Origin of the sequence: Mesorhizobium sp. B2-9-1, from assembly GCF_006439455.1 — a bacterium.
Classification (GTDB): domain Bacteria; phylum Pseudomonadota; class Alphaproteobacteria; order Rhizobiales; family Rhizobiaceae; genus Mesorhizobium.
This window is the reverse complement of sequence record NZ_VFTP01000003.1, coordinates 125,523-149,572: the sequence shown is the minus strand read 5'-3', so window position 1 is coordinate 149,572 and position 24,050 is coordinate 125,523. Positions and strand designations below refer to the sequence as shown.

Genomic DNA, 24,050 nt, shown 5'->3' with positions numbered 1-24,050 from the left:
GCATCCTCCTTAGACAATCATTGGTTCGGCATAAGTGCCCCAGACCTCGCGCAGCGCCGCACAGATCTCGCCGAGCGTCGCCTTCGCCTCCACGGCCTCGACGGTCTTCGGCAAAAGATTGGCTTCGTCGGACCCTGCCTCCTCGGCGAGTTCCTTCAGCAGCTTCCGGACACGGGCGTTGTCGCGCCCTGTCCGCACCGCGTTGAGCCGGTCGATCTGCAATTGCGTGCACTGTTCGTCATAGGGGTGGATGTGCACCTCGGCCGAGCTGCTGGCCTCATCGACATAGCGGTTGACGCCGACGGAGATCTTTTCGCCGGAATCGATTTTCTGGAACGTCGCATAGGCAGAGTCCGCGAGCTTCTGCTGAAACCAGCCTTCCTCGACCAGTTTCACGGCGCCGCCGCGCTCGTCCACTTCGTCCAGAAGCTTCCAGATCTCGGTCTCCATGTCGCGCGTGAGGCGCTCGATGAAATAGGAGCCGCCGAGCGGGTCGATCACGGAGGTCACGTTGATCTCGTCGCGGATAATCTGCTGGGTGCGGATGGCCAGCTTCATGGCCTCTTCAGTGGGGATGGCGAAGGCCTCGTCGAGACCGTTGGTGTGCATGCTCTGGCAGCCGCCCAGCACGGCGCCGAGCGCCTGGATGGCCGTGCGCATCAGGTTGTTGTGATGCTCGACCTTGGTCAGGCTCATCGCCGCGGTCTGCACATGCACCCGCAGCCGCATGGATTCCGGCTTCCTGGCCTTGAAGCGCTGCGCCATGATCTTGGCGTAGACCCGCCTTGCCGCCCTGAACTTGCAGATCTGCTCGAAGAAATCCTGGTGGCTGATGAAGAAGAAGGACAGCCTGGGCGCGAAGTCGTCTATGTCCATGCCGGCGCCGGTGACCTCCTCGCAATAGGCGATGGTGAAGGCCATGATGAAGGCGATCTCCTGCAACGCGTTTCCGCCCACGTCCGACAGGTGATAGCCGCTGAGACTGATGGGATTGATCTTCGGCGTCGTCTTGGCGCTGTACATGATAAGGTCACGCAGCAGCCTGACGGCGGGGCGCACCGGATAGATCCACTCCTTCTGCGCGACGTACTCCTTCAACGGATCCGCCTGCAGCGTGCCCGCCAGCTTGTGGAGGTCGTAGCCGCGCCGCGCCGCGACGGCGACATACATAGTGTAAACCACCCAGGCCGACGGGTTGATGGTGAGCGACACCGAGATCTTTTCCAGGTCTATGCCGTCGAACAGCCGGTCGACGTCGTCGACCGTGTCGATGGCGACGCCGACGCGCCCGACTTCGCCGAACGCTCGGGGGTCGTCCGAGTCCAGGCCAAGCAGGGTCGGCAGGTCGAAATCGGTGGAGAGCCCGGTCTGGCCGGTCTGGACCATGTATTTGTAGCGCTGGTTGGTGGCCTCGGGATTGCCGAAGCCCGCGACCTGCCGGATTGTCCACGGCCGGCCGCGATACATCGTCGGATAGGCTCCGCGGGTGAAGGGATAGGCGCCGGGGAAACCGAGCTCATCGGCCGGTATATCTGCGATGTCGGCGGCCGTGTAGACGCGCTTCAGCGGAATGCCGCATTCCGTCTTGTAGGCCGGCTTTTCCTCCGGCCTGCTGCTGAGCGCGGCGGCAAGTTCCTTCTCCTCCCACGCCGCCTGTTTTTCGCGGATGTCCTCGATCGCGGTTTCGGAGAACAGGTTCATGTCGCTCGCCGCTCGTTCGCCCAGCCGAGCAGAAGATAAGCCGCGCCGGAGGGGTCCATGTCCCTGTTCACGACGGCCTGGATATGCTCTCCGATCTCGTCGGCCCGCTCATCGAATTTGTGCTGAAAAAGATGTCTGGCCGCGCCGAGGATCCGCGTCCGGCAAATGCCCCGCTGCCGCTCGGCCAGCTCGCCGCTTTCGCGCAGATGCGACCAGTGCCTGGAAATGGCGTCCTTCAGCTCGCCGATCCGCTCGCCGGAGACCGCGCTTACCGGAAGGACCGGCGGCGTCCATTTCGACCCCGTCCGTTCCGAACCGAGGGTCATCATCCCGCGCAGGGCCGAGACGGTTGCCGCCGCTTCCGGCTTATCAGCCTTGCTGACGGCGTGGATATCCGCGATCTCCAATATGCCGGCCTTGATAGCCTGTATGTCGTCGCCGAGCCCGGGCGCCGAGAGAACGACGACGCTGTGTGCGGCCGTCACCACTTCCACCTCGTCCTGGCCGACGCCGACCGTCTCGATGATGATGGGTGAGTAGCCGGCGGCGTCGAGGACGTCGACCGCCTGCAGCGTCGACCGGCCAAGGCCACCCAGGTGGCCGCGCGTCGCCATGCTGCGGACGAAGGCCTGCGAGGATGAGGCCGCCTCGCTCATGCGCACCCTGTCACCGAGGATCGCGCCGCCGGAGAACGGGCTGCTCGGATCGACGGCGACGACGCCGACCTTGTGTCCCTCCGACGCGAATCCCCGGATGAGGGAAGACACAAGCGTGGACTTGCCCGCTCCCGGAACGCCGGTGATGCCGACGACATGCGCCTTGCCGGTATGCCTGTAGATTTCCGCCAACGCCGGCGCGGCCTCTGGATAGCCTGCCTCGGCGCGCGTGATCATGCGGGCGATGGCGGCGACATTGCCCCCGAGTATCTCGGGCACGAGCTCTATCGAGGGCCTATATGCCGCGCGCTTCACCGGTCGCGAAGGCATGGGGACGGTCATACGCGGCCACGAGCGGCAATCAGGTTCCTGATCGTCGTCACGATCAGCTCGGCCCGCGCCTCCTGCGGCACGATCGCGTCGACGCCGCTGTCCCACAAAGCGGCATAGTCCTGCTCGGGAATGACACCGCCGGCGACGACGAAGATATGGTCGGCCTTCGCCTCGCGCAGGCAGCGCCCCAGTTCCCGGAACAGCGGAATGTGCGAGCCGGAAAGCAGGCTGACGCCGATGACGTCAACGTCCTCCTGGACCGCCGCTGCCACGACTTCGCTCGGCGACTTGTAGAGGCCAGTGTAGACGACTTCCATGCCGGCGTCGCGCAGGATCCGCGCAACCACCTTGGCGCCCCGGTCGTGCCCATCCAGCCCCAGCTTGGCGACAAGCACGCGGATGGGGCCGGCCGTCGCATCCCGGTTCGGCGTGTCGTCCGAGGCCTGTTTGGTCATGCTCGCTTCGTTCATGGGTTCCGGCCCGTCACTCGGCTGCCACGCCGACGCGGCCAGCGCCCGTGGACAGCACCGCTTCGATGGCGCCGGAGATGGTGCGCAATCCAAGATCGAGCTCGTCTTCCGAAATCGTCAGCGGCGGGGCGAGGCGGAACACGCCGCCCATCCCGGGTAGCTTGACGATGTTCATGCTGAGTCCACGTCTGAAGGCCTCGGCGGCAATTTTCGCACCGAGCTCATGATCGGGCTCACGACCTTGGCTGTTCTTGACGATCTCGACTCCCAGCATCAGGCCGCGGCCACGCACGTCGCCGACGCATTCGTAGCGCTGCTTGAGGCTGGACAGGCCGGCGAAAAGCCTGTCCCCGAGATGGCGCGCGCGCCCGACAAGGCGCTCTTCTTCGACGACATCGAGCACTGTCAGGCCAACGGCGGCCGGCAGCGGATCGGACACATGGGTAGTGTAGAACAGGAAGCCTCGCTCATGCGCGGTTTCCTCGATCTCGGCGGTCGTCATGACAGCCGCCAGCGGAAGGCCGGCGCCGATGGTCTTCGACAGGGTGAGGATGTCCGGCGTGACGCCGTCGCGCTGGAAGGCGAACATGTCGCCGGTGCGGCCGACGCCGGTCTGCGCCTCGTCGAGGATCAGCAGCATGCCGCGTTCGCGGCATTTCTGCTTCAACGCCGCGAGATAGCCTTGCGGCAGCTCCAGCATGCCGCCGCTCGACAGGACCGGCTCGGCGATGAAGGCCGCGAGGCTGCCGGTCGACTGGCTGTCGACCAGGGCGAAGGCGTCATCGAGCTCGGCCGCCCAGTCGAGCGAGCCGTCGGCCTTCTTGAAGCGCGGCCGAAAGCTGTTCGGCGCGGGGATCGCAATCGAGCCGGCCGCCGCTGGCCCGTAGCCCCTGCGCCCGGCGCTGTAGGTGGCGGAAGCGGCAACCCCGGTCATGCCGTGCCAGCTTTTGGAGAAGGCGACGATCTCGTGCTTGCCGGTCACCAGCTTCGCCATGCGGATGGCCGCCTCGTTCGATTCCGCGCCCGTCGAAAGCAGCAGCGCCCTGTCGAGGCCGGGCGCCAGCGTGGCGAGGCGTTCGGCAAGCTCGACGACCGGGCGGGACAGCATGCCGCTGAAGAGATGCGCCACCGTTTCGACCTGGCGCCGCACTGTCGCGACGATCCGCGGATGCGCGTGCCCGAGCAGCGCGCTCATCTGGCCGGAAGTGAAGTCGAGTATGGGCCGGGCATCGGCATCGTAGACGAACGACCCCTCGGCTCGCTCGATGATGGCGGGCTCGAAGGCGCCGCCATATCGAATAAGGTGCTTTCGCGCCGCCGACCAGAAGGCATTGTCCAGGTTTCTTGACATGTCGCAGCCTCGCCAAAAACGCAGGCCCGAAGATTAGCGGCTGGCGGTACGGCAGTAAAATTGATAGATGCTGGAGTCCGGTATCAACGGAATTGATATGCCCGCACCTCTCGATCTCAGATTGCTGGCGACATTTGTTCGCGCGGCGCATTCGGGAACGCTCAGCGCGACCGCCGTGCAGGTCGGGCGCACGCAATCGGCGGTGACGATGCAGATACAGCGGCTCGAGGATGCGCTCGGCGGCCAAAGCCTGTTCCACCGAAGCGGCAGCGGCGTGCGTCTTACCGGCAGCGGTGAGCGCTTTCTTGCCTACGCAGAGCGCATTCTCAAGATGCACGACGAAGCGGTTTCGGCTTTCTCCGGCAAAGGCCTGCAGGGCTCGATCATCTTCGGCAGCCCGGAAGACTATTTGAGCGCTTTCTTTCCCACGCTCTTGAGAAGTTTCGGGAGCCTCTATCCGGACATCGAGATCAAGGTCGTGGCGGCGCCGACTGTCGAACTGCACAATCTGCTGCATTCGCGGCAGGTCGATCTGGCGCTCGTCTCCATTCCCGATGCAAGCGCCTCCAAGGAGGTCGTGCGCACGGAAGCGATGGTCTGGGTCGGCAGCAAGCCGACATTGGAGCTACACGACTTCGGCGAGACCGTGCCGCTGGCCCTGCCGGCTTCGAACGCCATGGACCACAAGGCGGCCTGCGATGCCATGCTGCGCACCGGGCTGCGTTACAAAATAGCCTATGCCAGCAACAGCCTTACCGGTCTGATAGCCGTGGCGCGCTCCGGCCTCGCCATAAGCGTGATGACACAGAAAGCCGTCCCGTCGGACCTGTTCATCCTAAACGCGCCGCTTCCGAGATTATCGCGGCTCGGCGTTCTGATCGCCTTCGCCGAGACCACACGATCGCCGGCCGTCGAGGCGTTTGCCAGCCACATTCGGAGCGTCCTACCGTCGCTGTAATCGACTTACCGCCATCGAAATAGCTCGCGCAGTGGTCCGACCGTCGATTGGCCCTCCCCAGAGGCAGCCAATCCCCGCTAGATAACGGTCGCAATCGAACGAATTACTGGAGCAAAAATGATCCTATTGACGAGAGCTGTGGTTCAGCCCTGGAATTGCGACATGATGGGCCACATGACGACGCGTTTCTACGTCGCCTTTTTCGATGACGCCATCAACATCCTGCTGGGACAGGCGACCGGCTGGGCGCCGACGACGCCCGAATGGGCCGACAGGGGATGGGCGGACGTCCGGCATGAGATCGACTTTGTCGGCGAGGTGGCGTCCGGGGTCATCGTGGAAATCTACGGCGCGGTCCGCACTGTCGGCCGCACGTCCGTCCAGACGGATTACGAGATGCGCAGGCTCCATGGCGGCGAACTCGCTGCCAAGCTGGCCGCCAAGACGGTCTTCTTCAACCTTGCGGAACGAAAATCAATCCCGCTGACGGAGACTATGCTACAGCGCCTGAAATCCTCCATGGCGACCACCGCTGCGCCAGGTCACGGCGGCGCCATTTGAGGCTGAGACTAAGTGCTTGGTGATGGATCGACAGCACTGGGGCGCGCAGATCTCTGGGCCCGCAGGTGGGCGTCAGCTTTCAGAGTCGATAACGATTAGCGTAAACGGCGACGACTGGGCGCAAAACAGCCATTCCGCAGAAGACAAATGGGATGGGTGAGTGTCTGGGTCGGCTTCTTGAGTCCATTTCGGCGAACTGCCTCGTAACCTATTGACGAATAATGATTATGTTAGTCGTTGAGGACGTGAGTCTTCCGAACAAATCCAATGGCTTACGGGATGGTTAGCCAACCCAAATCCTTCGCATGATCTCGTATGGTCTGGCGAACCTAAAGACAATGACGGCGATTGATCCGTCGGCTTGGAAATATATGCGAATGGCAGGCTCTCGGACTGTGGGCAGCCCGCGCCATCTGGCGAGGGTGCGCTACCCGACAACTAAGGCCGCCAGGCGCCTTATGTTCCACCCTCGCGGAAGTCCTGCAATGACGCGTGTCGCAGGTCGTCTCCGCCGCGCATGTGTTTCACTCGCTAGGCCGCTCCCGCACTTGGCAAGGAGCCAGCCCTTCGTCGCCTCTGCAGCCAGAAAACGAGCCCGAGCAGCAAGAACGCGGGGAGCACGAACCAGTAGCGGGATGGTCGGCTGGTTGGCACCATGATCCCGGTGATTTCGTCACCGGGCTGCAGCCCGAATTTTGCCGCCTGACTGCCGAGGCGCACGATTCCGACTGTCATTGTGTCACCCAGAGCAGTCACGGTCAGTCCAGCTCTTTCCAGCCTCTCTGTCGCGTTCTTGCCCTCGGCGAGATCGAGCCGGATCAGCTTCTCGATCTCGTCGCCGCTGATGTTGAACGTCTTCAACTTTAGACGAAGCGCTTCTCCCGAAGGCGTGGCGTCTACGGTTTGGTTCAATTCGGAGACGGGTTTCGCCGTAAAGGGCTCATCGACTAGGTCGAGCCAGTAGCCCGGGCGAAATAACGTGAAGCAGACCAACAGGAGTGCTAGCGACTCGTACCACCGGTTTCGGACCAGGAACCAATTCTGGGTCGCCGCAACGAAAGCAACCATGGCCAGCGCCGATGTCACTATGACGAGGATAAAATCCAGGGGCCCCTGGATGTCTATCATGAGCACGCCGTTATTGAAGATGAAGATGAACGGCAACAGTGCCGTCCTGATTTCATACTTGAATCCCTGAAAGCCGGTCTTCACGGGATCGGCTCCCGAAATGGCAGCCGCTGCATATGCCGCAAGACCAACCGGCGGCGTCACATCGGCCATCAGTCCGAAATAGAAGACGAAAAGATGCACGGCTACTAGCGGCACAGCCAGATCGTTCTGGGCGGCGAGATCCACCATCACGGGCGCCATCAGTGTCGCAACGACTACGTAACTCGCCGTGGTCGGCATGCCCATGCCCAGAATGATGCAGATAATGGCGGTAAACAGCAGCATGACCATGAAGCTACCGGCCGAGATGAATTCGACAAGCTCGGTCATCACCAGCCCGACGCCGGTCAAGAGCACCGTGCCGACGATAATGCCGGCCGTCGCTGTGGCAATACCGACGGTGGTCATGTTGCGCGCGGACGCCGACAAGCCCTCGATGAGATCGACGATACCTTCCCGCCAGCGCAGCGCAAATTGATGTTCCCTTCGAAAGAACGCCGTCAGCGGGCGCTGCGTGACGATCAATACCATCAGGGCAGCGGAGCCCCAGAAGGCGGAGAGGCCCGGCGAAAGCTCCTCGACCATCAGGCACCAGATGAGGAGCACCACCGGCAGCAGGAAATGCAGGCCGGTTCGTGCCGTCTCACCGAAATGCGGTATCTCCACAATATTGCCTTTGAGGCTGTCGAGCGGCAGGTCGGGGTGCTTGGCCCTGTAAGCGACAAGCCCGACATAGACGATGGCAAGCGCCGCAACGATCACCCAGATCGCCGCGCTGCCGAAGACCGTTTTGGTCCAGCCGATGCCGTAATAGACGAGCCCGGCCAGAATGACGAAGGCGCAGACACCCATCAGCGAGCGCACGGCCCCTTGCAAGGCGGGATGACGGCTGCGCGACGGCAGACCCTTCAACCCCATCTTCATCGCTTCGATATCGACGATGTAGAAGAGCGAGCCATAGGTGAGCAGCGCGGGAAAGAAGGCGTGCTTGACTACTTCGGCGTAGGAAATGCCGACATATTCGGCAATGAGGAAGGCGGCCGCTCCCATCACGGGCGGCATGAGCTGCCCGTTGACGCCCGCTGCGCATTCGATGGCACCTGCTTTGACCGGCGTGTAGCCGACGCGCTTCATCAGCGGAATGGTGAAGGTGCCGGTGGTGACCACATTGGCGATCGATGATCCCGAGATCATTCCCGTCAGGCCAGAGGCGACGACCCCGGCCTTGGCGGGGCCGCCGCGGTATTTGCCGAGGATGGAGAAGGCAAGCAGGATGAAATAGCCGCCGGCCCCGGCACGCTCGAGCAATGTTCCAAACAGCACGAACATGAAGACAACGTTGGTCGAGACGCCGAGCGCAACGCCGAACACGCCCTCGGAGGTGAGCCACATCTGCGAGGCGGCGCGCGACAGCGTCGCGCCCTTGTGCGCCAACAGGCCGGGCATATAGGGCCCGACGAAGATGTATATTAGCATGAGGCCGGCGATGATGGTGATAGCAGGGCCGACGGCGCGCCGGGCAGCTTCCATCAATACAACGATGCCGACGATCGAGATGACGAGATCGGTGGTCGTGGGAAGCCCGGGCCGGGTGGCGATCTCGCTGTAGAAGACGACGAGATAAAGCGCCGCCGTCGCGCCCGCTATGGCAAGCACCCAGTCGGGCGGCGGAACGCGGTTGCGTGAGGAGCTTTTGAACGCCGGGAAGGTGACGAGTGCCAGAAACAGCGCAAAGGCCAGATGGATGGACCGCGCGATCCCGTCGCTGACAACACCGAAGCCAAACATATAAGGGATCGGCGAGGAGTACCAGAGCTGGAACAACGACCAGGCGAGCGACACTGCCAGAACGAGATACGCGGCGAGACCCGTCGGCTTGCGCCCACCAGTGTCGGCCTCCGCCACGATCTCGTTCAGCTTGTCGAGGTCGACGTCTTCAGGCGCTTCCACCTGGCGGAACTGATCTGTCATCGCTCTCCCCTCGACCGTATTTTTTATCTTGGTCGTTTGGTTTGCGGCCAGAGCCGCCCGCCAAGGCGGCCCGGGCCAATGTCACAGGTTCAGAGCCAGCCTTTCTCCTTGTAGTAGCGCTCGGCGCCCGGATGCAGCGGCGCCGAAAGGCCGGCCTTGACCATCTCCTTCGGATCGAGATTAGCGAAGGCCGGATGCAGCTTCTTGAAGTCGTCGAAGTTCTCGAAAACCGCCTTGACCATCTCGTAGACCACATCGTCGGGGGTCTTGGCGCTCGTCACCACGGTGGCGCGCACGCCGAACGTCGTCGTCGGATCGGGATTGTTGGCATACATGCCCCCGGGGATGGTCGCGACCGAATAGTAGGGATGCGCCTTCACGAGCGCGTCAACGGCCGTACCAGTCAGCGGAATGAGCTTGGCGCCGCAGGCCGTCGTCGGATCCTGGATTGCCGCGGAGGGATGTCCCACGCCGTAGAAGAAGCCATCGATCTTGTTGTCGCAAAGCGCGCTGCCCTGTTCATCGGCCTTGAGTTCGGCGGCGAGCGAAAAGTCCTTCAATGTCCAACCCATCTGCTTCAACAGCTCTTCCATCGAGGACCGCGTTCCGGAACCGGGATTGCCGACATTGAAGCGCTTGCCCTTGAAATCCTCGAAGACTTTCACGCCGGCATCCGGCCGTGCCAGAACGGTGAACGGTTCGGGATGGACCGAGAAGACCGCGCGCAAGTCCTTTATTGCCTTGCCGTCGAAAGGGCCGACGCCGTTATAAGCCTGAAACTGCACGTCGGATTGGGTAAGGCCGAAATCGAGGTCGCCGGTATTGATTGAGTTGACGTTGAAAACCGACCCGCCCGTCGATTCGGTCGAGCAGCGTATGCCGGTCTTTTGCCTGTCTTTGTTCATGAGCCGGCAAATGGCACCGCCCACGGCATAATAGACACCGGTCACCCCGCCGGTACCTATAGTGATGAACTTCTGCTCGGCAAACGAAGGTGTGGCGGCAAGCAGGCACCCCGCCGCGGTCACGGCAACCAGGGATTTCAGCAGATTATGCATTTCGATTACCTCTCTGGTGGTTGGTCCCGACCTTGCGCCGGGCTCCGGTCATGCGCGTCCCGCCAAGCCGGGCGCGCGCAAAGCTGCATCGACCGCGTCGCCGAGCCGCTCGACGATGGCATCGATGTCCTGGCTGGTGGCAATGAACGGCGGCGCGAGCAGCACATGGTCGCCGCGGACGCCGTCGATCGTGCCGCCCATGGGGTAGACCATCAGGCCGTTGTTCATGGCTTCGCTCTTGACCCGCGCGTTGAGTTTCAGCGCCGGATCGAAAGGCTCTTTTGAACCACGGTCGGCCACGAGTTCGATCGCCTGGAACAGGCCGCGGCCACGAATGTCGCCGACATGGTGATGATTGCCGAAACGTTCGCTCAGGCGCCGCTCAAGACGCGCGCCCATCGCTTTGACATTGTCAAGCAGATGGTCGCGACGGATCACCTCCTGGACCGCGAGACCGGCGGCCGCGGCCATCGGATGCCCCATATAGGTGTGGCCGTGCTGAAAAAAGCCGGAGCCGTTGGCGAAAGCGTCGAAGATATGCCGGCCGAGCAGCACGGCGCCGATCGGCTGATAGCCTCCGCCGAGTCCCTTGGCGATAGTCATCAGATCGGGAACGACGCCTTCCTGTTCGCAAGCGTGAAGCGTGCCGGTGCGGCCCATGCCGCACATCACCTCGTCCAGGATGAGCAGCACGCCGTAACGGTCGCAGATGGCCCGAATGCGCTTCAGGTAATCGGCCACCGGCGGCACGGCTCCGGCAGTCGCGCCGACCACCGTTTCGGCGACGAAGGCGATGACCTCGCCGGCACCAAGTTCGAGTATCTTGTCCTCCAGGGCCTGCGCCGCCCTCACAGCGTAGTCAGCATCGCTTTCTCCGGGCAATTGATAGCGATAAGCGAAACATGGATCGATATGATGGGTTTCGATGAGCAACGGCTGAAACTGCCGCCGCCGCCATTCATTGCCGCCTGTGGCGAGCGCGCCGAGTGTGTTGCCGTGATAGCTCTGACGGCGGGCGATGACATGGCGGCGCCGCGGCTCGCCTTTCTCGACAAAATATTGCCGCGCCATCTTCAGTGCCGCCTCGACGGCCTCGGACCCGCCGCTCACGAGATAGACATGGCTCAATCCAGCGGGAGCATCTTCAGCGAGACGATCGGCGAGCCGCTCGGCAACCTCTGTGGTGAAGAAGCTGGTATGAGCATAAGCAATGCGATCGAGTTGGTCGTGCAGCGCCGCGATGACATCTGGATGGCCATGACCGAGACACGACACGGCCGCGCCGCCGGATGCATCGATATAGGCGCGACCGTTGCTGTCGAATATCTGGACGCCTTTGCCGCCGACGGCGATCGGAAGCAAGCCTTTGGTCGTGCGATGCAGAAGATGGGTCATTTCATGCCAAGCCGCGGTTTCAGATGTATGTTGAGCGCTGCGTGGTGCTCGTCTGTACACCGAAGCACAGCCAGCGCCGACTCGCCGCCGTGGCCAGCCACCAGCGCGGCCAGGATTTCAGCAACGGCAAAAGCGGGCGCCATAGTGTGGAAAAAAGACGGGCTGTGCGTAGGAACGACAATCACGTCCTGCGCAATCTGAGCAAGTGGCGCAACCTTGCTGTCCGTGATCGCGACAACCGGGACGCCGCGCCCAGCAGCATATTCGGCGATCTCCACGGTCTGTCGGGTATATGGAAGCACGCTTGCCACCAGTAGCACGTCGGCATCGGTGGCGCGACCGATGGCGTCGGCGCCGGTTCCGGCAATACCGTCAAGCAGAACCGAGCTCTCGCCGATGAGCGACAAAACATAGTGCACGTGCCAGGCGATGGGATGGCTGGATCGCAGGCCAAGGCAATAAATGCGTCGTGCCTCCGCGAGGCGTTTCGCCGCCGCCACGATCCGCTCCAAGACTTCCGGCCGGCCCAGCCGGGCGATCTGGACGGCAAGCGAGTCCATCATCTCGGTAGCCTGGGCGCGATCACCCTTGAGCTTTTGGCTCTTCACCTGGATTCCTGCTTTCCCGGCAAAGCCGAGGTGGCCGCCCCGCACCGCCGCCGCATAGGAATCGCGCACCGCGTCGTAGCCTTCGAGACCCAGGTGTTTGGCGAGGCGCGTCATGGTGGCCGGTTGCACGCCCGCCTGCCGCGCCTGCTCACGCATGGATAACAGGGCCACGTCGCTCGGATGATCAAGCATGTAGCGAGCCGCTGTCCGCAGCTGCGCCGACATGCCATCGAATTCGGCTATGAGGCGTTCCGCCAAGGGCCCCTGATCCATCAAAGCAGTCTGCCGCGCTTGAATTCGGTTTGCAACAAATGTTTCACACGGTATTTTGGTGATCCAATTGTCAACATCGGTCATCCGAATGCAGTCTCAACCATCAAACCGCGCGGTTGCGATCGCCGTCGCACCGAATGGCGGCAGGCGCACGAGAGCCGATCATCCGGCTCTGCCGATGACGCAGACCGAGCTGGCTCGGGCAGCCGCGGAGTGTCTCGAGGCTGGCGCGGCCATGATCCACCTCCACGTCCGCGACCGGCACGGGCGGCACGTTCTCGACCCTGACGCGTATCGCGCCGCTACCGCTGCCGTCCGACGCTGCGTTGGCGATGCCCTGGTGGTGCAAATAACAAGCGAGGCGCTTGGTCTTTATGAGCCCGAAAGGCAGATGAAGGTGGTGCGCCAGACCAGACCCGAGGCGGTCTCGCTGGCGCTGCGTGAACTTGTCCCGGATCGACATGCCGAGGCGGCTTTCGCCACGTTCCTCGCCTGGCTAAGGCACGAGCACGTGCTGCCGCAGATCATCCTCTATGATCCTGACGAGGCGTTGTACCTGTTCGATTTGCATCGACGGGGGCTAATTCCCTGGGACGACATTCCTGTGCTGTTTGTCTTGGGCCGCTATACAGCGTCGCAGCAATCTGCCCCCACTGATCTGCTGCCATTCCTTTCGCCTCACGTTCCACGCTTCCGGTCGTTCATGGTCTGCGCCTTCGGTCGTGACGAGGCTGCTTGCGTATGCGCGGGAGCATTGTTTGGTGGAGACGTCCGGGTCGGGTTCGAAAACAATCTTCTGCTTCCGGACGGTTCGATTGCGGCATCAAATGCGGTTCTGGTCGATACTGTCGCGCAGCGGCTCCGGGGCTTTGGACGGCCAATCCATACCGGGGCCTCATTACGAAATAGCTGGCAGCGTTGAGATCGTAGCAAATAGGTTTGAGAGAACTGTCAGACCAATTTTGCCCGCTGCTCGTTGGGTCCCTGGCAAATTTCACGGCGTGCCCCAGGGAACAATGCCAGATTCGAAGACGCGCGAAGCTCATCACGCCGGGGAGGCGGTCGACATAAACCCAGCGACCATTGGCGAGCTCATGGCGGCCGGAGGGCTCGACCTCGCGCAGGCAAGTGCAATTTTTTGAGGCCAGGCCACTCTCGAGTTGGCGGGAAGTTGCGCGGCTCCCCCGGATTTGATCCAGAAACAATCACGCGCCTGAAAGCAGGCAGACTAGAGATTCGAACGCTATCTGTCCTCGCATCGAATGATGCGGGCCCAGTCTGACTTTTGCCTTTTGCCGCGCCATGGTCTGCAAGGCGCGGGTCTCGAATTGACCGCCGGCTGTCGTGGACTTGCCGTTGGCGCGGTCGATGAATGAAGGCTTCTTCGGGCCGCCCCAGTCAATAGTCTCGAACAGCAACGAGACAGCTGCCTCGGATAGTGGCCACCACGAGCCGGCCGTTCGGATAGTATTTCGGTAATGCAGCCGCCTGATCCTCAATGGTTGCGCCATCGATTTCGCACAATGCACCTCCGAGTAACCAATTCTGACCAGTCCTGTCCCCCACCACAGCTATGTAATCCCCGTCGCGCGGGTAACCAATTAACCCAATCTGCTCATATTCTTCCAATTCGCGCATCTGAGTTTACATCCCTCCAAAGGACATCGTTTCGTATCCACGAATGGTAAGGTCCCGCGCATGCGATGGGCGGCCCGGCACCACCCCAACGGGTGCCGGGCCGCAGGGAAGTGCCCGCGCAGTCGCACTTCCTCGAACACATGCCTGACGGATCACTGAGAGCTGCTCGACTGAGGAACCGACGGCTCGTTGGCGCAAACTACGAGCGCAAGTTGTCGCGAGGCTCCGGCTTGTTACCGGGCTTGAGACAGCCATAAGGCTCTGTGCTCCTGTGAAAGACCTCTCATGGCCGAGCGCGCCGCGGGGGTGATTTCGTACGCGCCGCAAAAGGCGCATTGGAACTCTGCCTGCCGGTGCGCCAGATCGGCTTCCAGGGCGGCCCCCTCACAAATCGGGCAAGCTGATGGATAATATTTGCGGCCTCCATCAAACGGCAAGACATTCATTCGTGGACATCGCGCTTTTCAGCACTAAGATTTGTCGTGAAACCCCCAGTTGCTGACAGTAAGGCCCGCTCCTTTTCTGACCATTACTGCGTTCCATTACTGCGTTCTCACGGCGTTATTTTCACAAAGCCTCTCCAGGCCGGGCGGTTGCATGAGACGACAGCCGCTGGGCCGGACGGGCGCGGCTCGTTCCGAACGCAACGCGCTCGCCGTCGTGACTCGGTCCCTGCCCCCTTAGCCCATGGCGTGTCCGAGAGGCCCGCTGGCTTGACGGAGGCCGAAAGTTCATCCCTACTGCTCGACTTACCAGGCAGGGGGGCGAACTATTCCCGGCCGGAAGACATTTTTTTGAAAATCTTGCGCAAGGAGAGCGCCGGGCTAAGCCGCAGAGGCCGAGGTTGGCATCAAGGCCGGACGATTTCGTAGCCGGCGAATGGGGCAGCGCCATCCGGTCATCGCCCAGAGCTGGCGGCGGAACTGGCAGCACGTCGTGCCGTTCTTTGCCTGCCCCGCGAGCCTCGAGCCGTGCGCCGCACCGCATTAGGCATGGATAAACTTTCATTCATGAAAGATCGGAGTGGCAACAAATACCTCTATATTAACTTCACCAAGGACCAGTTGGAGGCCCAGCAAGCTTTTGACAAAGCACATGGGCCGAAAACCACAACAGCCAGCGCATGATTGTACAGTAGTCATTCGAGGGCCGCTCCGATCTCGGGCTGTCCTCCCCGGCGATTTGCTTTATGAACGGTACCCATCTCGAGCACATGGCGCCGGGAATGCCCTCTTCCATGATTGCGGGCTGATGCGACTTCTGCCGGCCGCGGGAAGCCTGGGAACGCGTAAGCCCATCTTCCCCGTCGCATGCGACGTCGTCATTGGCTTCATGCTGATGCCAGCCAGTGCGCCGGGTTCAGCCGAACGCTTGCGGCGCGCCATGAAGCTCGAGGATGCGTGGTTTAATCACGCGGCGCCTGATTAACTCAGCCGGCTGCCCATCAGATAATTTCGGCCGCGTACAGCACCTTCCGGCCAGTAATTTGGCTGACGTGGGTTGCCGCTCGTGTGGTCTCCTGACCTTACCCCATACGTGAGCAGACCTTTCGGCACGAAGCCTTGGGCCCTACGGGAGCAGACGAGTTCACCGAGTCTCACATAATCGCGACTGGCATGGAATAGTTTCCGCTCGATCTCGGTATATGCAACAACCAGGTGAAGTTTGTCCGTGCTCGTCACTTTGCATAATTTTCGGGTGCTCAGGCATAGCGTTTCTGGCGCTGAAATGCGGGAGACGAGCGCACGAGGATCTGCTCCGAGGCGCTCAAGACCGAAAGTTCTGCCGCTCGGTCCCAGCGTCCCCCTGCCCCGCCTCTTGATCTGGGTCGCCCCGGCCGAGAACACCTCACCGTGTCGTTCGATCGACCGATCGCCACATGACCAGCGTCCACCAAGGCAGTGGAAATCAACCTGAAACACAGGTGTCTCAAAGGGAGGAAATAATGGATCAAACACTTTCGCAACGCTTCGACGCTTACCAACCGTCCAAGACCCTGTGGTTCTGGACAGTCGTGTGTGCTGTTGTGCTGACGATGATCATCGGCTTCACCGCCGGAGGCTGGACGACGGCTGGAACGGCGGCGGAGATGGCCAAGACATCCGCCATGAAGGCAAAGGCTGAACTGGTTGCCAATCTTTGTGTCGAGAAATTTATCACGGCGTCCAACGCCGGCGACAATCTCGCCAAGCTGAAGGGAACCTCCTCTTATCAGCGAGACAGCTTCATCAGCGATGGCGGGTGGGTGAAACTGGCCGGGATAAAAAGCGATGTGCCGGGTGCGGCGGATCTGTGTGCCGATAAACTGTCAGCGATGGACACGATCCCGACGAACGGCGTGGCTCAGGAGAACACCAAGAGCTGATTGCTTTGATTTCGCCCGGCGAGGCGATTGTCGCCGGGCGATACTCGCGACGGAGGCGCAGCCATGTATGAAGCGTGGTTTTCAAGGCCCGTGCCAGTGGCCACCGGCGTATTTGGCGAGATCAACAATCTTTCCAATGCCAAACAGGCTGTCGACCTGCTTTCCAAGCACTGGCGCAGCGCGGGAAGCCAGAAGCATCTGGCGGCGCTCAGGGCCTGCCGGCAAGCGATGAACGGTGGTATTGCGGCTGACGTGGCCAGGGACGCCTTGGTCGACGCGGCTCGAGAGGCGCACATGCTCGTCGAGTAATATAGCTCGTCGTCATGAGAAAACGCGGTGCGCCGTTCGGCTTCTCGCCGGCCAGTCGACAAATTAGACATCACGGATGCCTCGGTTTCGTCCGTCTCGCCCTTGCAATTCTGTTGGTCGCAGCATCCGCCAATATCACGGGGGTTCGCGCAGAGACTGGCTCGCCTTCTCTGCCTCGTTTCGTCTCGCTGAAGGCTTCATCTGCCAATCTGCGCATCGGACCGGGTATAGGCTACAGTATCGAATGGGTTTTCAAGCGACGTGGCATCCCCTTGGAGATCTATCAGGAGTACGGCAATTGGCGCCGGGTGAGAGATTGGGACGGAAGCTCCGGCTGGATCCATCATTCGCTCCTGTCAGGGCGCAGAACTGGCATCGTCGCTCCTTGGTCAAAGGATCGCCTCGCTTTGTACGCCAAGCCGGCGGCGGACAGCGCCATAGTTGCTTGGCTCGAGCCTCGCGTTGAAGTCAAGCTGAGCTGGTGCGACGGACAGTGGTGCGCGCTCGCGGCCGGTCCCTCAATGGGTTTTATGAAACAAGTAGGGCTGTGGGGCGTCTACCCCGGTGAAGTGCTCTAGATTGGTGGCTCTATATGGCCGACCGAACGGTGTTGATTTCTGGTGGAGGAATTGCTGGACCGGCACTAGCCTTTTGGCTTGCAGCCGCCGGATTCCGGCCGACCCTGATCGAACAGGCGCCCAAATTGCGCACCGGCGGCTATGTCATTGACTTTTGGGGTCTCGGCTATGACATAGCCTCGTGGATGGGCGTTGAGGCAGATGTCAATCGCGTAGGATATCACGTGCGCGAAATGCGCATCGTGGGTGAGAACGGAAAGCGTGTCGCAGGCTTTGGCACAGACGTCTTCGGCGAGCTGACAAACGGCCGCTATGTGACCCTCGCGCGTAGCGATCTCTCGCGATTGCTTTTCGAAAAGATCAAAGACACGACGGACATTATGTTCGGCAATGAGATCGTCGGGCTTGAGGAAAAATCGGACAGTGTCCGGGTGCAACTGAAACGTGGAGGCGAACGCGACTACGCTTTGGTAATCGGCGCCGATGGCTTGCATTCAGGCGTTCGGCGGCTCGCGTTCGGAGCCCGGCAACAGTTTGAGAAGAAACTCGGCTATGCAGTCGCTGCGTTCGAGGTCGAGGGTTACCGGCCACGCGATGAAGACGTGTATTTGATGTATGGCCTGCCGGGGCGGATGCTCGGCCGTTTCACGCTGCACGGCAACCGCACCCTTTTCCTGTTCGTCTTCACCGTTGAGGAGAGTCCTCTGCCAACGGCGCTGGACCTGCAAAAGGAAATGCTGCGCAAGAAGTATGCCGATGGCGGATGGGAATGCCCCCGCATCCTGGAGGAACTGAGCCATACCGATGAACTCTACTTCGACAGCGTCAGCCAGATCAGGATGAGCAGATGGTCCAAAGGTCGCGTAGTGTTGACCGGCGATGCCGCGTTTTGCGTTTCCCTGTTAGCTGGACAGGGTTCAGCCCTGGCCATGATTTCCGCATACATCCTGGCAGGGGAGCTCTTAAAGGCCGACGGCCGACATGAAGAGGCTTTCAGTAGCTACGAGGCGCTTCTGCGGAACTATATACGAGCCAAGCAGCAGGGCGCAGCGCGATTCGCCAGCGCCTTGGCGCCCAGGACGCAGTTGGGACTTGTGTTCCGCAATTTGGTGACAAATGCATTTGCCCTACCCGGCCTGGCGCGTCTGGTGATCGGAAAAGAAATTACTGACGCGGTGCAACTCCCCGACTATCACTGGCGTTAGCCGGTCCTAGCCCCGCCAGCACCGAACGTCTCTCTTTGGAAAGCGACTCCCAAAGCCGCTGCCTGGCGGTAGATCGGGCTGCGAGCCTCCACTTCTCGGAAGGCAGGTTGCCGCTGCTCTGGTCGGTGCCCAGCATGGGTAACTCATGCGGACGACTGCCTCCATGAGCCCAGCTGCTGAGACGGCCATCTGATCCTCATTTCATTGTTTAGTCCGCTAGATCGGCTCGGCGGATTTGATCAGCGCCGTGCCTGTGTTAGGGCAGGTTTCCCACCAGGACAGGCATGGCAGGCATCTCACGAAAATACCCCATGCTGCGGCGCTCGCGGGCAATGTGGACCCACCAAAAGGTCGACTTCGCTAGGCCACGGCGAGTGTCGGCCTACCAGAAGCCGGTCCACGACAATTGGACGCTTGGCCCGCTTCTGCAATCCGCGCACGGCCAGAACCTCGGCGTCTGGAATGGCAACCTTCCAGTCCGGGATCCACCAATAGTGCAACGAGTTCGGAGCAACCAGAAATCGGACCGGTCCGAGCAGATCGACTGCGGTGCGCAGCGCCGGTGTGAGAGCTGTAGGCGAGTGGAGAACCAGATCGCCGTTGCGGAGCCGCAGGATCGTCATACGGGTACTGAAAGGAAATTTCATCAGCCCCAGATCATACTCTATCGACGGTCCATCAACGATCCACAGGTCCGAAGCGACCGGCTTGAGAACATTGATCGGCTCGTACAGACCCAACGTGGGTCGGCCGTTAAAGGATCTTTGAGGCATCGACGTCAGCTATCAATCGACTTAGCGTTACCCGGTTTCGCCGACATCGTTCGACGTCGTTGATCGACCAAATCCGCATTGGTGGCCAGCCATTCGCGAAGGGCAAGTCGGATGATATCCGATCGCGGGACCCCCATTGCAGCGGCAGCCTCGGCAAGCGCCAGTTCGATGCCAGGGTCGAATGGCATCGAGGCAGATTCCCGCAGCATCATCGCGGCGCGAATATCGGCAGGCGCATCATCGAGGGCGAGCGGGTCTCGGCCGTCTGATCCCGCCGTCATGACTGCAGCTCGGGGCGCCGACTGGCTTGAGAGTCATCGTAATTGCGGATGGCGACAACCCAGTCGTTCCTGATTGTGGCCAGGACGAGGCGGCAGCCTTGCGGATAGTAGCGCGGCAGCGCCGCCGCCTGATCGACAATAACAGCACCGTTCAAGCCGCACAACTCGCCGCCGAGCAGCCAATCTTGACGGCGGTTGGCGCCGACTACCGCGACGTAGTCTCCATCGCAGGGATACCCGATGAGCCCAACTTCTTCATAGTCTTCAAGCTGACGGGATTGCATTTGCCGCACTCAAAACCAAATGCCTTTCGATGGTGAAGAACGAACGCAAGCATTGCGACCTAGCGGCCCGGCACCACCCCAACCTGATGCCGGGCCGTGAGGAAGTGCCCGCGCGGCCGCACTTCCTGACTGCCGTGACGCGGATCTCACGATGCGCCCCGCGGCAGCGTCTCGTTTGCACAGGCAACGACCGGGATCGTCGAATGCTGTTGCCGAGCCTGCGATAGCCACATCCCGCGGCTCTCCTGAGAAAGCCCCTTCATTGCGACGCGCGCCGCTGAAGTGATTTCAAAGGCACCGCAAGAAGCGCACTGGAATTCCACCTTGCGGAGCGCGATATCGGCCTCCAAAGCCATTCCGGCGCAGATCGGACATTTAGAGGGACAGTATCTTCTTTCAAACGACAAGACGTTCATCACGCGAGCCTTCTTTCAGGCCGTATCGAGAGCGCCGCAGAGAAACCGAAGGCAGCGGCGGCAGGGGATTGGTGGACGGGAATGCGGTTCAAGGCGGGGCGACGGTCAACCTCTTGTCTTGGGAGCAACGTTCCTCCGGGTGGCGACTTCAATTTGCTTTGCTTCTACTTCGAGCCGGTCCGGCGCGGCGGACCCCATCAACGCATACGCCGTTCCGCCCGATTGCCAGTAAACTGTCGGTACCCGGCCGTCAGTGGCCGGGGTGGGCGGCACTGCATCCTCGCCATTCATCGGGGCAGCGACGAGGGTGATGCGACCAACGCTTGGCGTATCGGCTGTGACGACCACGCTTTGTTTCCCGTTCCACGGCTGCACCTGGACATCCCTGACCACCCACACTGACGGTAGGGTCGGCATGCTGACGTTGATGGCGCCGACCAGCCGTTCGATCTTGTCCTGCTTCGGCTCGACACCTCTCTCGGGGCCTGCATTGAGCTGCGCGACCCGCAACGCGTCCCGCGCGGCCAAGATGAAGGTTTCATCAGCCGTCTTGCCTCCTTGGCGGAGCGGCATAGTCAACGAGTTCGCGCCCCAGCCGATAGCAACCAGCACGACGGCGGCGAGTTGGAGTCGGAGCAGCGCGAGCATCTTCCCTCGGCGAAACGCACCCTCCAGCTTCTTTGCCTTCGCCACGCTCGCACCCGGCGGAAACAGCCGCTGGGGCTGTGAGGCGCGCAACGCCTCCATGCGTTGTGCATGAGCAAAGACCTCCGCCGCCAGCGCCGGCTCACGTGCAAGGCGGGCTTGCAGATCGGATCTCTGCGACGCAGAGAGCTCACCATCCAGCAGACGATTGATATCCTCTTGGGAAATGCCATCAGTATGCCGCATCGCGCCCTCCCACTATCTTGAGACGAGAAGTCCCGCCATCGGTGTTTTCCAGGTTGCGCTTCAGCGCCGCACGGGCGCGGCTGAGGCGCGACATCACCGTTCCCGCCGGCACGCCCAGAAGGTCGGCGGTCTCTGAATATGTGAAACCCAGCACCGCGACCAGATGCAGTATTTCGGCTTGGTCGGCCGGCATTCGCTTTAGCGCCCTTTGTACATTCGCGAGGTCAGCCGAATGCTCCTGCGACGGCGGCAAGGCTGACTCCGCTACATCTGCAAATGATGCCATCCGCTCCCGGGTGGCAAGGGCGCGGCTGGCATGCGTGAGGAAGGTGTTGCGAACGATAGTAATGAGCCAGGGCAGCAAGGGACGTGACGTGTCGTAGCTGGCGGCCATCGTCAGTGCGCGGGCAAGCGCCTCCTGAACCAAATCATCCGCGTCAGAATCGTTGCCGGTGAGGACGCGACCGTAACGCCAAAGATCCTCGAGGTGCGGTATGACGTCCAACTTGGTCTTCATATCACCAAAGATGTACACTTTTGAGTCACTTCAGGCCTCCACCTTGCATCACGCTGACGAGTAGGCGGCCCAGCGGGCAGGGACAGCTACCGCTGGGCCGACTGGGAGCGTGCTCCTCCCGGTTCCAAGATCTGGGTGCCATGTAACCTCAGATGCTTGCGCCGCTCCCGTGTCCGATATGGCCTTCGATACGTCTCGGCCTCGTGCTCACCCTCCTTGCACCATTTACTAAGGCCGCCCGGAAACTATTCCAGGCAACAGCGAAAATAACTGGGAGGGCGGGCCCCGCTCCTTGGCGAAGCAAGCGTGGAATAGAATCCCTTGCTCGACGGTATCGATGGGGAGCTGGCGTCGACAACCCAGCTGCGAATGAGGCCGTCGCGATGCATCTGGGCGAGATTATCGCAAACATGTTAGCTGCAATCTTGGTAGTATGCGGCCTCGCCCTCATTTTCTTGGTAGCCGGCAGGCCGCTCTTCCCGAGGCGCCAAGCACGAATGGTGGTCCTTCTGCCGGATCCTGACAAGACAGCTTCGATCCGCGACAAGCGCCAGCAACTGCCGGGTTACTTCAATCTTGCGCTCGCACCACGAAAGCCAACGGCATTGCGATAGACCTTCTCCCACGTGCAGGCGAGGGTTTGGGCTGAGTGCACGCAGAACGCCCTGAGTCCTCTCCGTGCGCAGGCAGCATTTAGGCCCGACGGCGGCACTTGCTGTGTTGGAGGCGCCGTGCGTGCGAAGGCACCGGTATCCGCCGACTTTCGCCGATGTTGATATCGCATGATCAGATGGCAGGTTTATCCATCCTCAAAGGCAAAATCGGCTGAGACCTTCCTGGCCTGTTCAAGCTCTGGTGTCCACAGTTGGCGCCGTCCATGACCGCGCTTGTTTTGACAACGGCTTTGCTTGCCGAATCCCATCCCACCTAGCCATAATCCGGAATGGACGAACTCTCTATTCCCACCGTCGGGCTCATACTCCTGACGGCCTCGCTTGTCGCCATGATCTCGAGGCGGCTCCGCCTCCCCTACAGCGTCGGGCTGGTAGCGGCTGGGATAGCGCTCGGATTTGTCCCGGGTGGAACCGAGCTGCCTCTCAGCCGGGAGCTGATCTTCACAGTGTTTCTGCCGCCGCTGATTTTCCAGGCGGCGCTTGAAATCGAATGGCGCCATTTCCGCGTCAACCTACCGGTGACTGCTTTGCTTGCCTTTCCGGGGTAGCGATCGCCGCTGCTGTAGTAGCACTCGGCATGCATTGGCTGCTCGGATGGAGCTGGACTGGCGCAAGCCTCTTCGGCGTGCTGATCGCGGCGACGGATCCGGTCTCGGTGTTGGCTGCCTTCAAGGAGATGAAGGTGCAGCCGCGCCTCGGGTTGCTGGTCGAGTCCGAAAGCCTGCTCAATGATGGCGCGGCGGCAGTCGGTTTCGCCATCCTGGTCGCAGTGGCGTCAGGCGCCGGCGCCACGCCCGTGGGCATCGCCTCTTCTTTTGTCTTGATCGTCGCCGGCGGCATTGGGATCGGCGCGGCCGTTGCAGCGGTGCTCCTTCTCATCGCGGGGCGGACGGAAGACCATCTGGTGGAAATCACGCTAACGACGATTGCCGCCTATGGGTCGTTTCTGATCGCCGAGAAACTTGGCATGTCAGGCGTCCTCGCGACGCTCACCGCGGGTCTGCTGGTCGGAAATGTAGGCTGGAAAGGCGCAATATCGGCCAACGCGCGCAGTCACGTGCTGGCCTTCTGGGGCTACGCCGCGTTCCTCGCCAACTCGATCGTGTTCATCCTGCTTGGCGGCCATGAGGCGCATCAGCCGCTCAGCATTTTCGCAGCCAGCTCGGCGATCGCCGTGGTGTTCGTCCTTCTCGGCAGGGTTTTAGCTATTTACCCCCTCTGTTTCCTGCTCTACCCCACCTCGTTGAAAGTCGATCTTAGATATCAGCATGTTCTTGTCTGGGGAGGCCTGCGCGGTTCGCTTGCCCTGGCGTTGGCGTTGGCACTCCCCCAAGACATAGCAGAACGCGGGGCGATCATCGTCACGGCGTTTGCCGTTGTGGCGTTCTCGATCTTTGTCCAGGGCCTGACGATGCAGTGGCTTATCAAAAAGATGGGACTGACTGCCAGGGAATCGGCATAAGAACTGGGCGACCGGCTGCCATCAAGGGGGACTTCATGCTTCGGCAGCCGGCACTGCACGGGGGATGCGGGACGGCAATCCAATCAAGGACGGCTCGGGCTTGCCCGCTTATTGACAAGGCGCCGGAGCAAAGCGGCGCGCTGTCGAAGTGC

General features: G+C 61.5%; 24 protein-coding genes. 9 read left to right on the top strand and 15 right to left on the bottom strand.

From position 1 onward, the window contains the following. Positions 1–9 precede the first annotated feature (9 nt). From FJW05_RS08185 to FJW05_RS08170, 4 genes are read right to left on the bottom strand one after another with little or no spacing between them, the layout of a single operon-like run. Positions 10–1,701 (bottom strand): methylmalonyl-CoA mutase family protein, encoded by a 1,692-nt coding sequence (locus tag FJW05_RS08185; RefSeq protein ID WP_140630173.1) that lies wholly within the window; start codon positions 1,699–1,701, stop codon positions 10–12. Beyond that, complete coding sequence (gene meaB, locus FJW05_RS08180) at positions 1,698–2,636, bottom strand: methylmalonyl Co-A mutase-associated GTPase MeaB (protein ID WP_348639809.1); 939 nt, start codon at positions 2,634–2,636, stop codon at positions 1,698–1,700. The genes FJW05_RS08185 and meaB overlap by 4 nt, the downstream gene beginning before the upstream one ends. A gap of 59 nt (positions 2,637–2,695) precedes the next feature. Then, positions 2,696–3,145 carry a cobalamin B12-binding domain-containing protein gene (locus FJW05_RS08175; protein WP_140544029.1) on the bottom strand — a complete coding sequence of 150 codons (450 nt, stop codon included), beginning with the start codon at positions 3,143–3,145 and terminating at the stop codon, positions 2,696–2,698. Positions 3,146–3,173: 28 nt separating this feature from the next. Beyond that, positions 3,174–4,511, bottom strand: a complete 1,338-nt coding sequence (locus FJW05_RS08170) for an aspartate aminotransferase family protein (RefSeq protein ID WP_140630158.1) — start codon at positions 4,509–4,511, stop codon at positions 3,174–3,176. A 97-nt stretch (positions 4,512–4,608) separates the two neighbouring features. Here FJW05_RS08170 and FJW05_RS08165 point away from each other — a divergent pair, with 97 nt between their 5' ends. Both FJW05_RS08165 and FJW05_RS08160 read left to right on the top strand, forming a co-directional pair. Then, on the top strand, positions 4,609–5,469 hold the full coding sequence (locus FJW05_RS08165; RefSeq protein ID WP_140630153.1) for a LysR family transcriptional regulator: 861 nt from the start codon (positions 4,609–4,611) through the stop codon (positions 5,467–5,469). A gap of 117 nt (positions 5,470–5,586) precedes the next feature. Next, entirely contained in the window at positions 5,587–6,030 is a 444-nt protein-coding gene (locus FJW05_RS08160) for a thioesterase family protein (protein WP_140630149.1), read from the top strand. 531 nt (positions 6,031–6,561) lie between these two features. Here the strand turns inward: FJW05_RS08160 and FJW05_RS08155 are convergent. From FJW05_RS08155 to FJW05_RS08140, 4 genes are all read right to left on the bottom strand, one after another. After that, the gene (locus FJW05_RS08155) at positions 6,562–9,105 is read right to left on the bottom strand and encodes a TRAP transporter permease (protein ID WP_246673278.1); all 2,544 of its coding nucleotides are present in this window, start codon (positions 9,103–9,105) and stop codon (positions 6,562–6,564) included. 155 nt (positions 9,106–9,260) lie between these two features. Then, the gene (locus FJW05_RS08150; RefSeq protein WP_140630141.1) at positions 9,261–10,229 is read right to left on the bottom strand and encodes a TAXI family TRAP transporter solute-binding subunit; all 969 of its coding nucleotides are present in this window, start codon (positions 10,227–10,229) and stop codon (positions 9,261–9,263) included. Between the two features lie 48 nt (positions 10,230–10,277). Further along, on the bottom strand, positions 10,278–11,624 hold the full coding sequence (locus FJW05_RS08145) for an aspartate aminotransferase family protein (protein WP_140630139.1): 1,347 nt from the start codon (positions 11,622–11,624) through the stop codon (positions 10,278–10,280). Then, positions 11,621–12,505 (bottom strand): MurR/RpiR family transcriptional regulator, encoded by an 885-nt coding sequence (locus FJW05_RS08140; RefSeq protein WP_140630953.1) that lies wholly within the window; start codon positions 12,503–12,505, stop codon positions 11,621–11,623. Before FJW05_RS08140 ends, FJW05_RS08145 begins: the two co-directional genes overlap by 4 nt. An 88-nt stretch (positions 12,506–12,593) precedes the next feature. Here FJW05_RS08140 and FJW05_RS08135 point away from each other — a divergent pair, with 88 nt between their 5' ends. Continuing rightward, complete coding sequence (locus FJW05_RS08135) at positions 12,594–13,427, top strand: 3-keto-5-aminohexanoate cleavage protein (RefSeq protein WP_140541502.1); 834 nt, start codon at positions 12,594–12,596, stop codon at positions 13,425–13,427. A gap of 283 nt (positions 13,428–13,710) precedes the next feature. Here the strand turns inward: FJW05_RS08135 and FJW05_RS08130 are convergent, their stop codons facing one another. After that, positions 13,711–13,923: a hypothetical protein gene (locus FJW05_RS08130; RefSeq protein ID WP_140541378.1), complete on the bottom strand. Its 213-nt coding sequence runs from the start codon at positions 13,921–13,923 to the stop codon at positions 13,711–13,713. A 2,165-nt stretch (positions 13,924–16,088) separates the two neighbouring features. Between FJW05_RS08130 and FJW05_RS08125 the strand changes: the two genes are divergently transcribed. The 4 genes from FJW05_RS08125 (at position 16,089) to FJW05_RS08110 (ending at position 18,600) form a co-directional block, all read left to right on the top strand. Beyond that, positions 16,089–16,508 (top strand): hypothetical protein, encoded by a 420-nt coding sequence (locus tag FJW05_RS08125; protein WP_140630135.1) that lies wholly within the window; start codon positions 16,089–16,091, stop codon positions 16,506–16,508. A gap of 63 nt (positions 16,509–16,571) precedes the next feature. Beyond that, positions 16,572–16,817 (top strand): DUF982 domain-containing protein, encoded by a 246-nt coding sequence (locus FJW05_RS08120; protein ID WP_140541381.1) that lies wholly within the window; start codon positions 16,572–16,574, stop codon positions 16,815–16,817. Positions 16,818–16,831: 14 nt separating this feature from the next. Next, entirely contained in the window at positions 16,832–17,395 is a 564-nt protein-coding gene (locus FJW05_RS08115; RefSeq protein ID WP_140630133.1) for an SH3 domain-containing protein, read from the top strand. 14 nt (positions 17,396–17,409) lie between these two features. Beyond that, the gene (locus FJW05_RS08110) at positions 17,410–18,600 is read left to right on the top strand and encodes an FAD-binding domain (protein ID WP_140630130.1); all 1,191 of its coding nucleotides are present in this window, start codon (positions 17,410–17,412) and stop codon (positions 18,598–18,600) included. Between the two features lie 296 nt (positions 18,601–18,896). Here the strand turns inward: FJW05_RS08110 and FJW05_RS08105 are convergent, their stop codons facing one another. The 6 genes from FJW05_RS08105 to FJW05_RS08080 all read right to left on the bottom strand — a co-directional run bounded on the left by FJW05_RS08105 (position 18,897) and on the right by FJW05_RS08080 (position 21,750). Further along, positions 18,897–19,340, bottom strand: coding sequence for a hypothetical protein (locus FJW05_RS08105; protein WP_140630127.1), 444 nt, complete (start codon positions 19,338–19,340; stop codon positions 18,897–18,899). 38 nt (positions 19,341–19,378) lie between these two features. Further along, on the bottom strand, positions 19,379–19,654 hold the full coding sequence (locus FJW05_RS08100; RefSeq protein WP_140541384.1) for a ribbon-helix-helix protein, CopG family: 276 nt from the start codon (positions 19,652–19,654) through the stop codon (positions 19,379–19,381). Then, on the bottom strand, positions 19,651–19,938 hold the full coding sequence (locus tag FJW05_RS08095; protein ID WP_140630125.1) for a hypothetical protein: 288 nt from the start codon (positions 19,936–19,938) through the stop codon (positions 19,651–19,653). The genes FJW05_RS08100 and FJW05_RS08095 overlap by 4 nt, the downstream gene beginning before the upstream one ends. Before the next feature lie 146 nt (positions 19,939–20,084). Continuing rightward, a complete protein-coding gene (locus FJW05_RS08090) occupies positions 20,085–20,354 on the bottom strand; it encodes a hypothetical protein (RefSeq protein ID WP_140630122.1) in 270 nt (89 codons plus the stop codon). A gap of 105 nt (positions 20,355–20,459) precedes the next feature. Then, positions 20,460–21,245 (bottom strand): hypothetical protein, encoded by a 786-nt coding sequence (locus FJW05_RS08085; protein ID WP_140630119.1) that lies wholly within the window; start codon positions 21,243–21,245, stop codon positions 20,460–20,462. Then, on the bottom strand, positions 21,232–21,750 hold the full coding sequence (locus FJW05_RS08080; protein ID WP_246673276.1) for a sigma-70 family RNA polymerase sigma factor: 519 nt from the start codon (positions 21,748–21,750) through the stop codon (positions 21,232–21,234). Before FJW05_RS08080 ends, FJW05_RS08085 begins: the two co-directional genes overlap by 14 nt. 955 nt (positions 21,751–22,705) lie before the next feature. On the opposite strand from FJW05_RS08080, the gene FJW05_RS27665 reads away from it, so the two are divergent. Both FJW05_RS27665 and FJW05_RS08075 read left to right on the top strand, forming a co-directional pair. Continuing rightward, positions 22,706–22,984 (top strand): cation:proton antiporter, encoded by a 279-nt coding sequence (locus tag FJW05_RS27665; RefSeq protein WP_246673274.1) that lies wholly within the window; start codon positions 22,706–22,708, stop codon positions 22,982–22,984. Between the two features lie 29 nt (positions 22,985–23,013). After that, positions 23,014–23,898, top strand: a complete 885-nt coding sequence (locus tag FJW05_RS08075; protein WP_246673273.1) for a cation:proton antiporter — start codon at positions 23,014–23,016, stop codon at positions 23,896–23,898. Positions 23,899–24,050 lie beyond the last annotated feature (152 nt).

Excerpts from the sequence above, each read along its gene's own strand:
- FJW05_RS08185 (WP_140630173.1), bottom strand. The coding sequence starts at position 1,701 with ATGAACCTGTTCTCCGAAACCGCGATCGAGGACATCCGCGAAAAACAG.
- FJW05_RS08175 (WP_140544029.1), bottom strand. The coding sequence starts at position 3,145 with ATGACCAAACAGGCCTCGGACGACACGCCGAACCGGGATGCGACGGCC.
- FJW05_RS08170 (WP_140630158.1), bottom strand. The coding sequence starts at position 4,511 with ATGTCAAGAAACCTGGACAATGCCTTCTGGTCGGCGGCGCGAAAGCAC.
- FJW05_RS08165 (WP_140630153.1), top strand. The coding sequence starts at position 4,609 with ATGCCCGCACCTCTCGATCTCAGATTGCTGGCGACATTTGTTCGCGCG.
- FJW05_RS08160 (WP_140630149.1), top strand. The coding sequence starts at position 5,587 with ATGATCCTATTGACGAGAGCTGTGGTTCAGCCCTGGAATTGCGACATG.
- FJW05_RS08150 (WP_140630141.1), bottom strand. The coding sequence starts at position 10,229 with ATGCATAATCTGCTGAAATCCCTGGTTGCCGTGACCGCGGCGGGGTGC.
- FJW05_RS08145 (WP_140630139.1), bottom strand. The coding sequence starts at position 11,624 with ATGACCCATCTTCTGCATCGCACGACCAAAGGCTTGCTTCCGATCGCC.
- FJW05_RS08140 (WP_140630953.1), bottom strand. The coding sequence starts at position 12,505 with ATGGATCAGGGGCCCTTGGCGGAACGCCTCATAGCCGAATTCGATGGC.
- FJW05_RS08135 (WP_140541502.1), top strand. The coding sequence starts at position 12,594 with ATGCAGTCTCAACCATCAAACCGCGCGGTTGCGATCGCCGTCGCACCG.
- FJW05_RS08125 (WP_140630135.1), top strand. The coding sequence starts at position 16,089 with ATGGATCAAACACTTTCGCAACGCTTCGACGCTTACCAACCGTCCAAG.
- FJW05_RS08120 (WP_140541381.1), top strand. The coding sequence starts at position 16,572 with ATGTATGAAGCGTGGTTTTCAAGGCCCGTGCCAGTGGCCACCGGCGTA.
- FJW05_RS08115 (WP_140630133.1), top strand. The coding sequence starts at position 16,832 with ATGAGAAAACGCGGTGCGCCGTTCGGCTTCTCGCCGGCCAGTCGACAA.
- FJW05_RS08110 (WP_140630130.1), top strand. The coding sequence starts at position 17,410 with ATGGCCGACCGAACGGTGTTGATTTCTGGTGGAGGAATTGCTGGACCG.
- FJW05_RS08100 (WP_140541384.1), bottom strand. The coding sequence starts at position 19,654 with ATGACGGCGGGATCAGACGGCCGAGACCCGCTCGCCCTCGATGATGCG.
- FJW05_RS08095 (WP_140630125.1), bottom strand. The coding sequence starts at position 19,938 with ATGCAATCCCGTCAGCTTGAAGACTATGAAGAAGTTGGGCTCATCGGG.
- FJW05_RS08090 (WP_140630122.1), bottom strand. The coding sequence starts at position 20,354 with ATGAACGTCTTGTCGTTTGAAAGAAGATACTGTCCCTCTAAATGTCCG.
- FJW05_RS08085 (WP_140630119.1), bottom strand. The coding sequence starts at position 21,245 with ATGCGGCATACTGATGGCATTTCCCAAGAGGATATCAATCGTCTGCTG.
- FJW05_RS27665 (WP_246673274.1), top strand. The coding sequence starts at position 22,706 with ATGGACGAACTCTCTATTCCCACCGTCGGGCTCATACTCCTGACGGCC.
- FJW05_RS08075 (WP_246673273.1), top strand. The coding sequence starts at position 23,014 with ATGCATTGGCTGCTCGGATGGAGCTGGACTGGCGCAAGCCTCTTCGGC.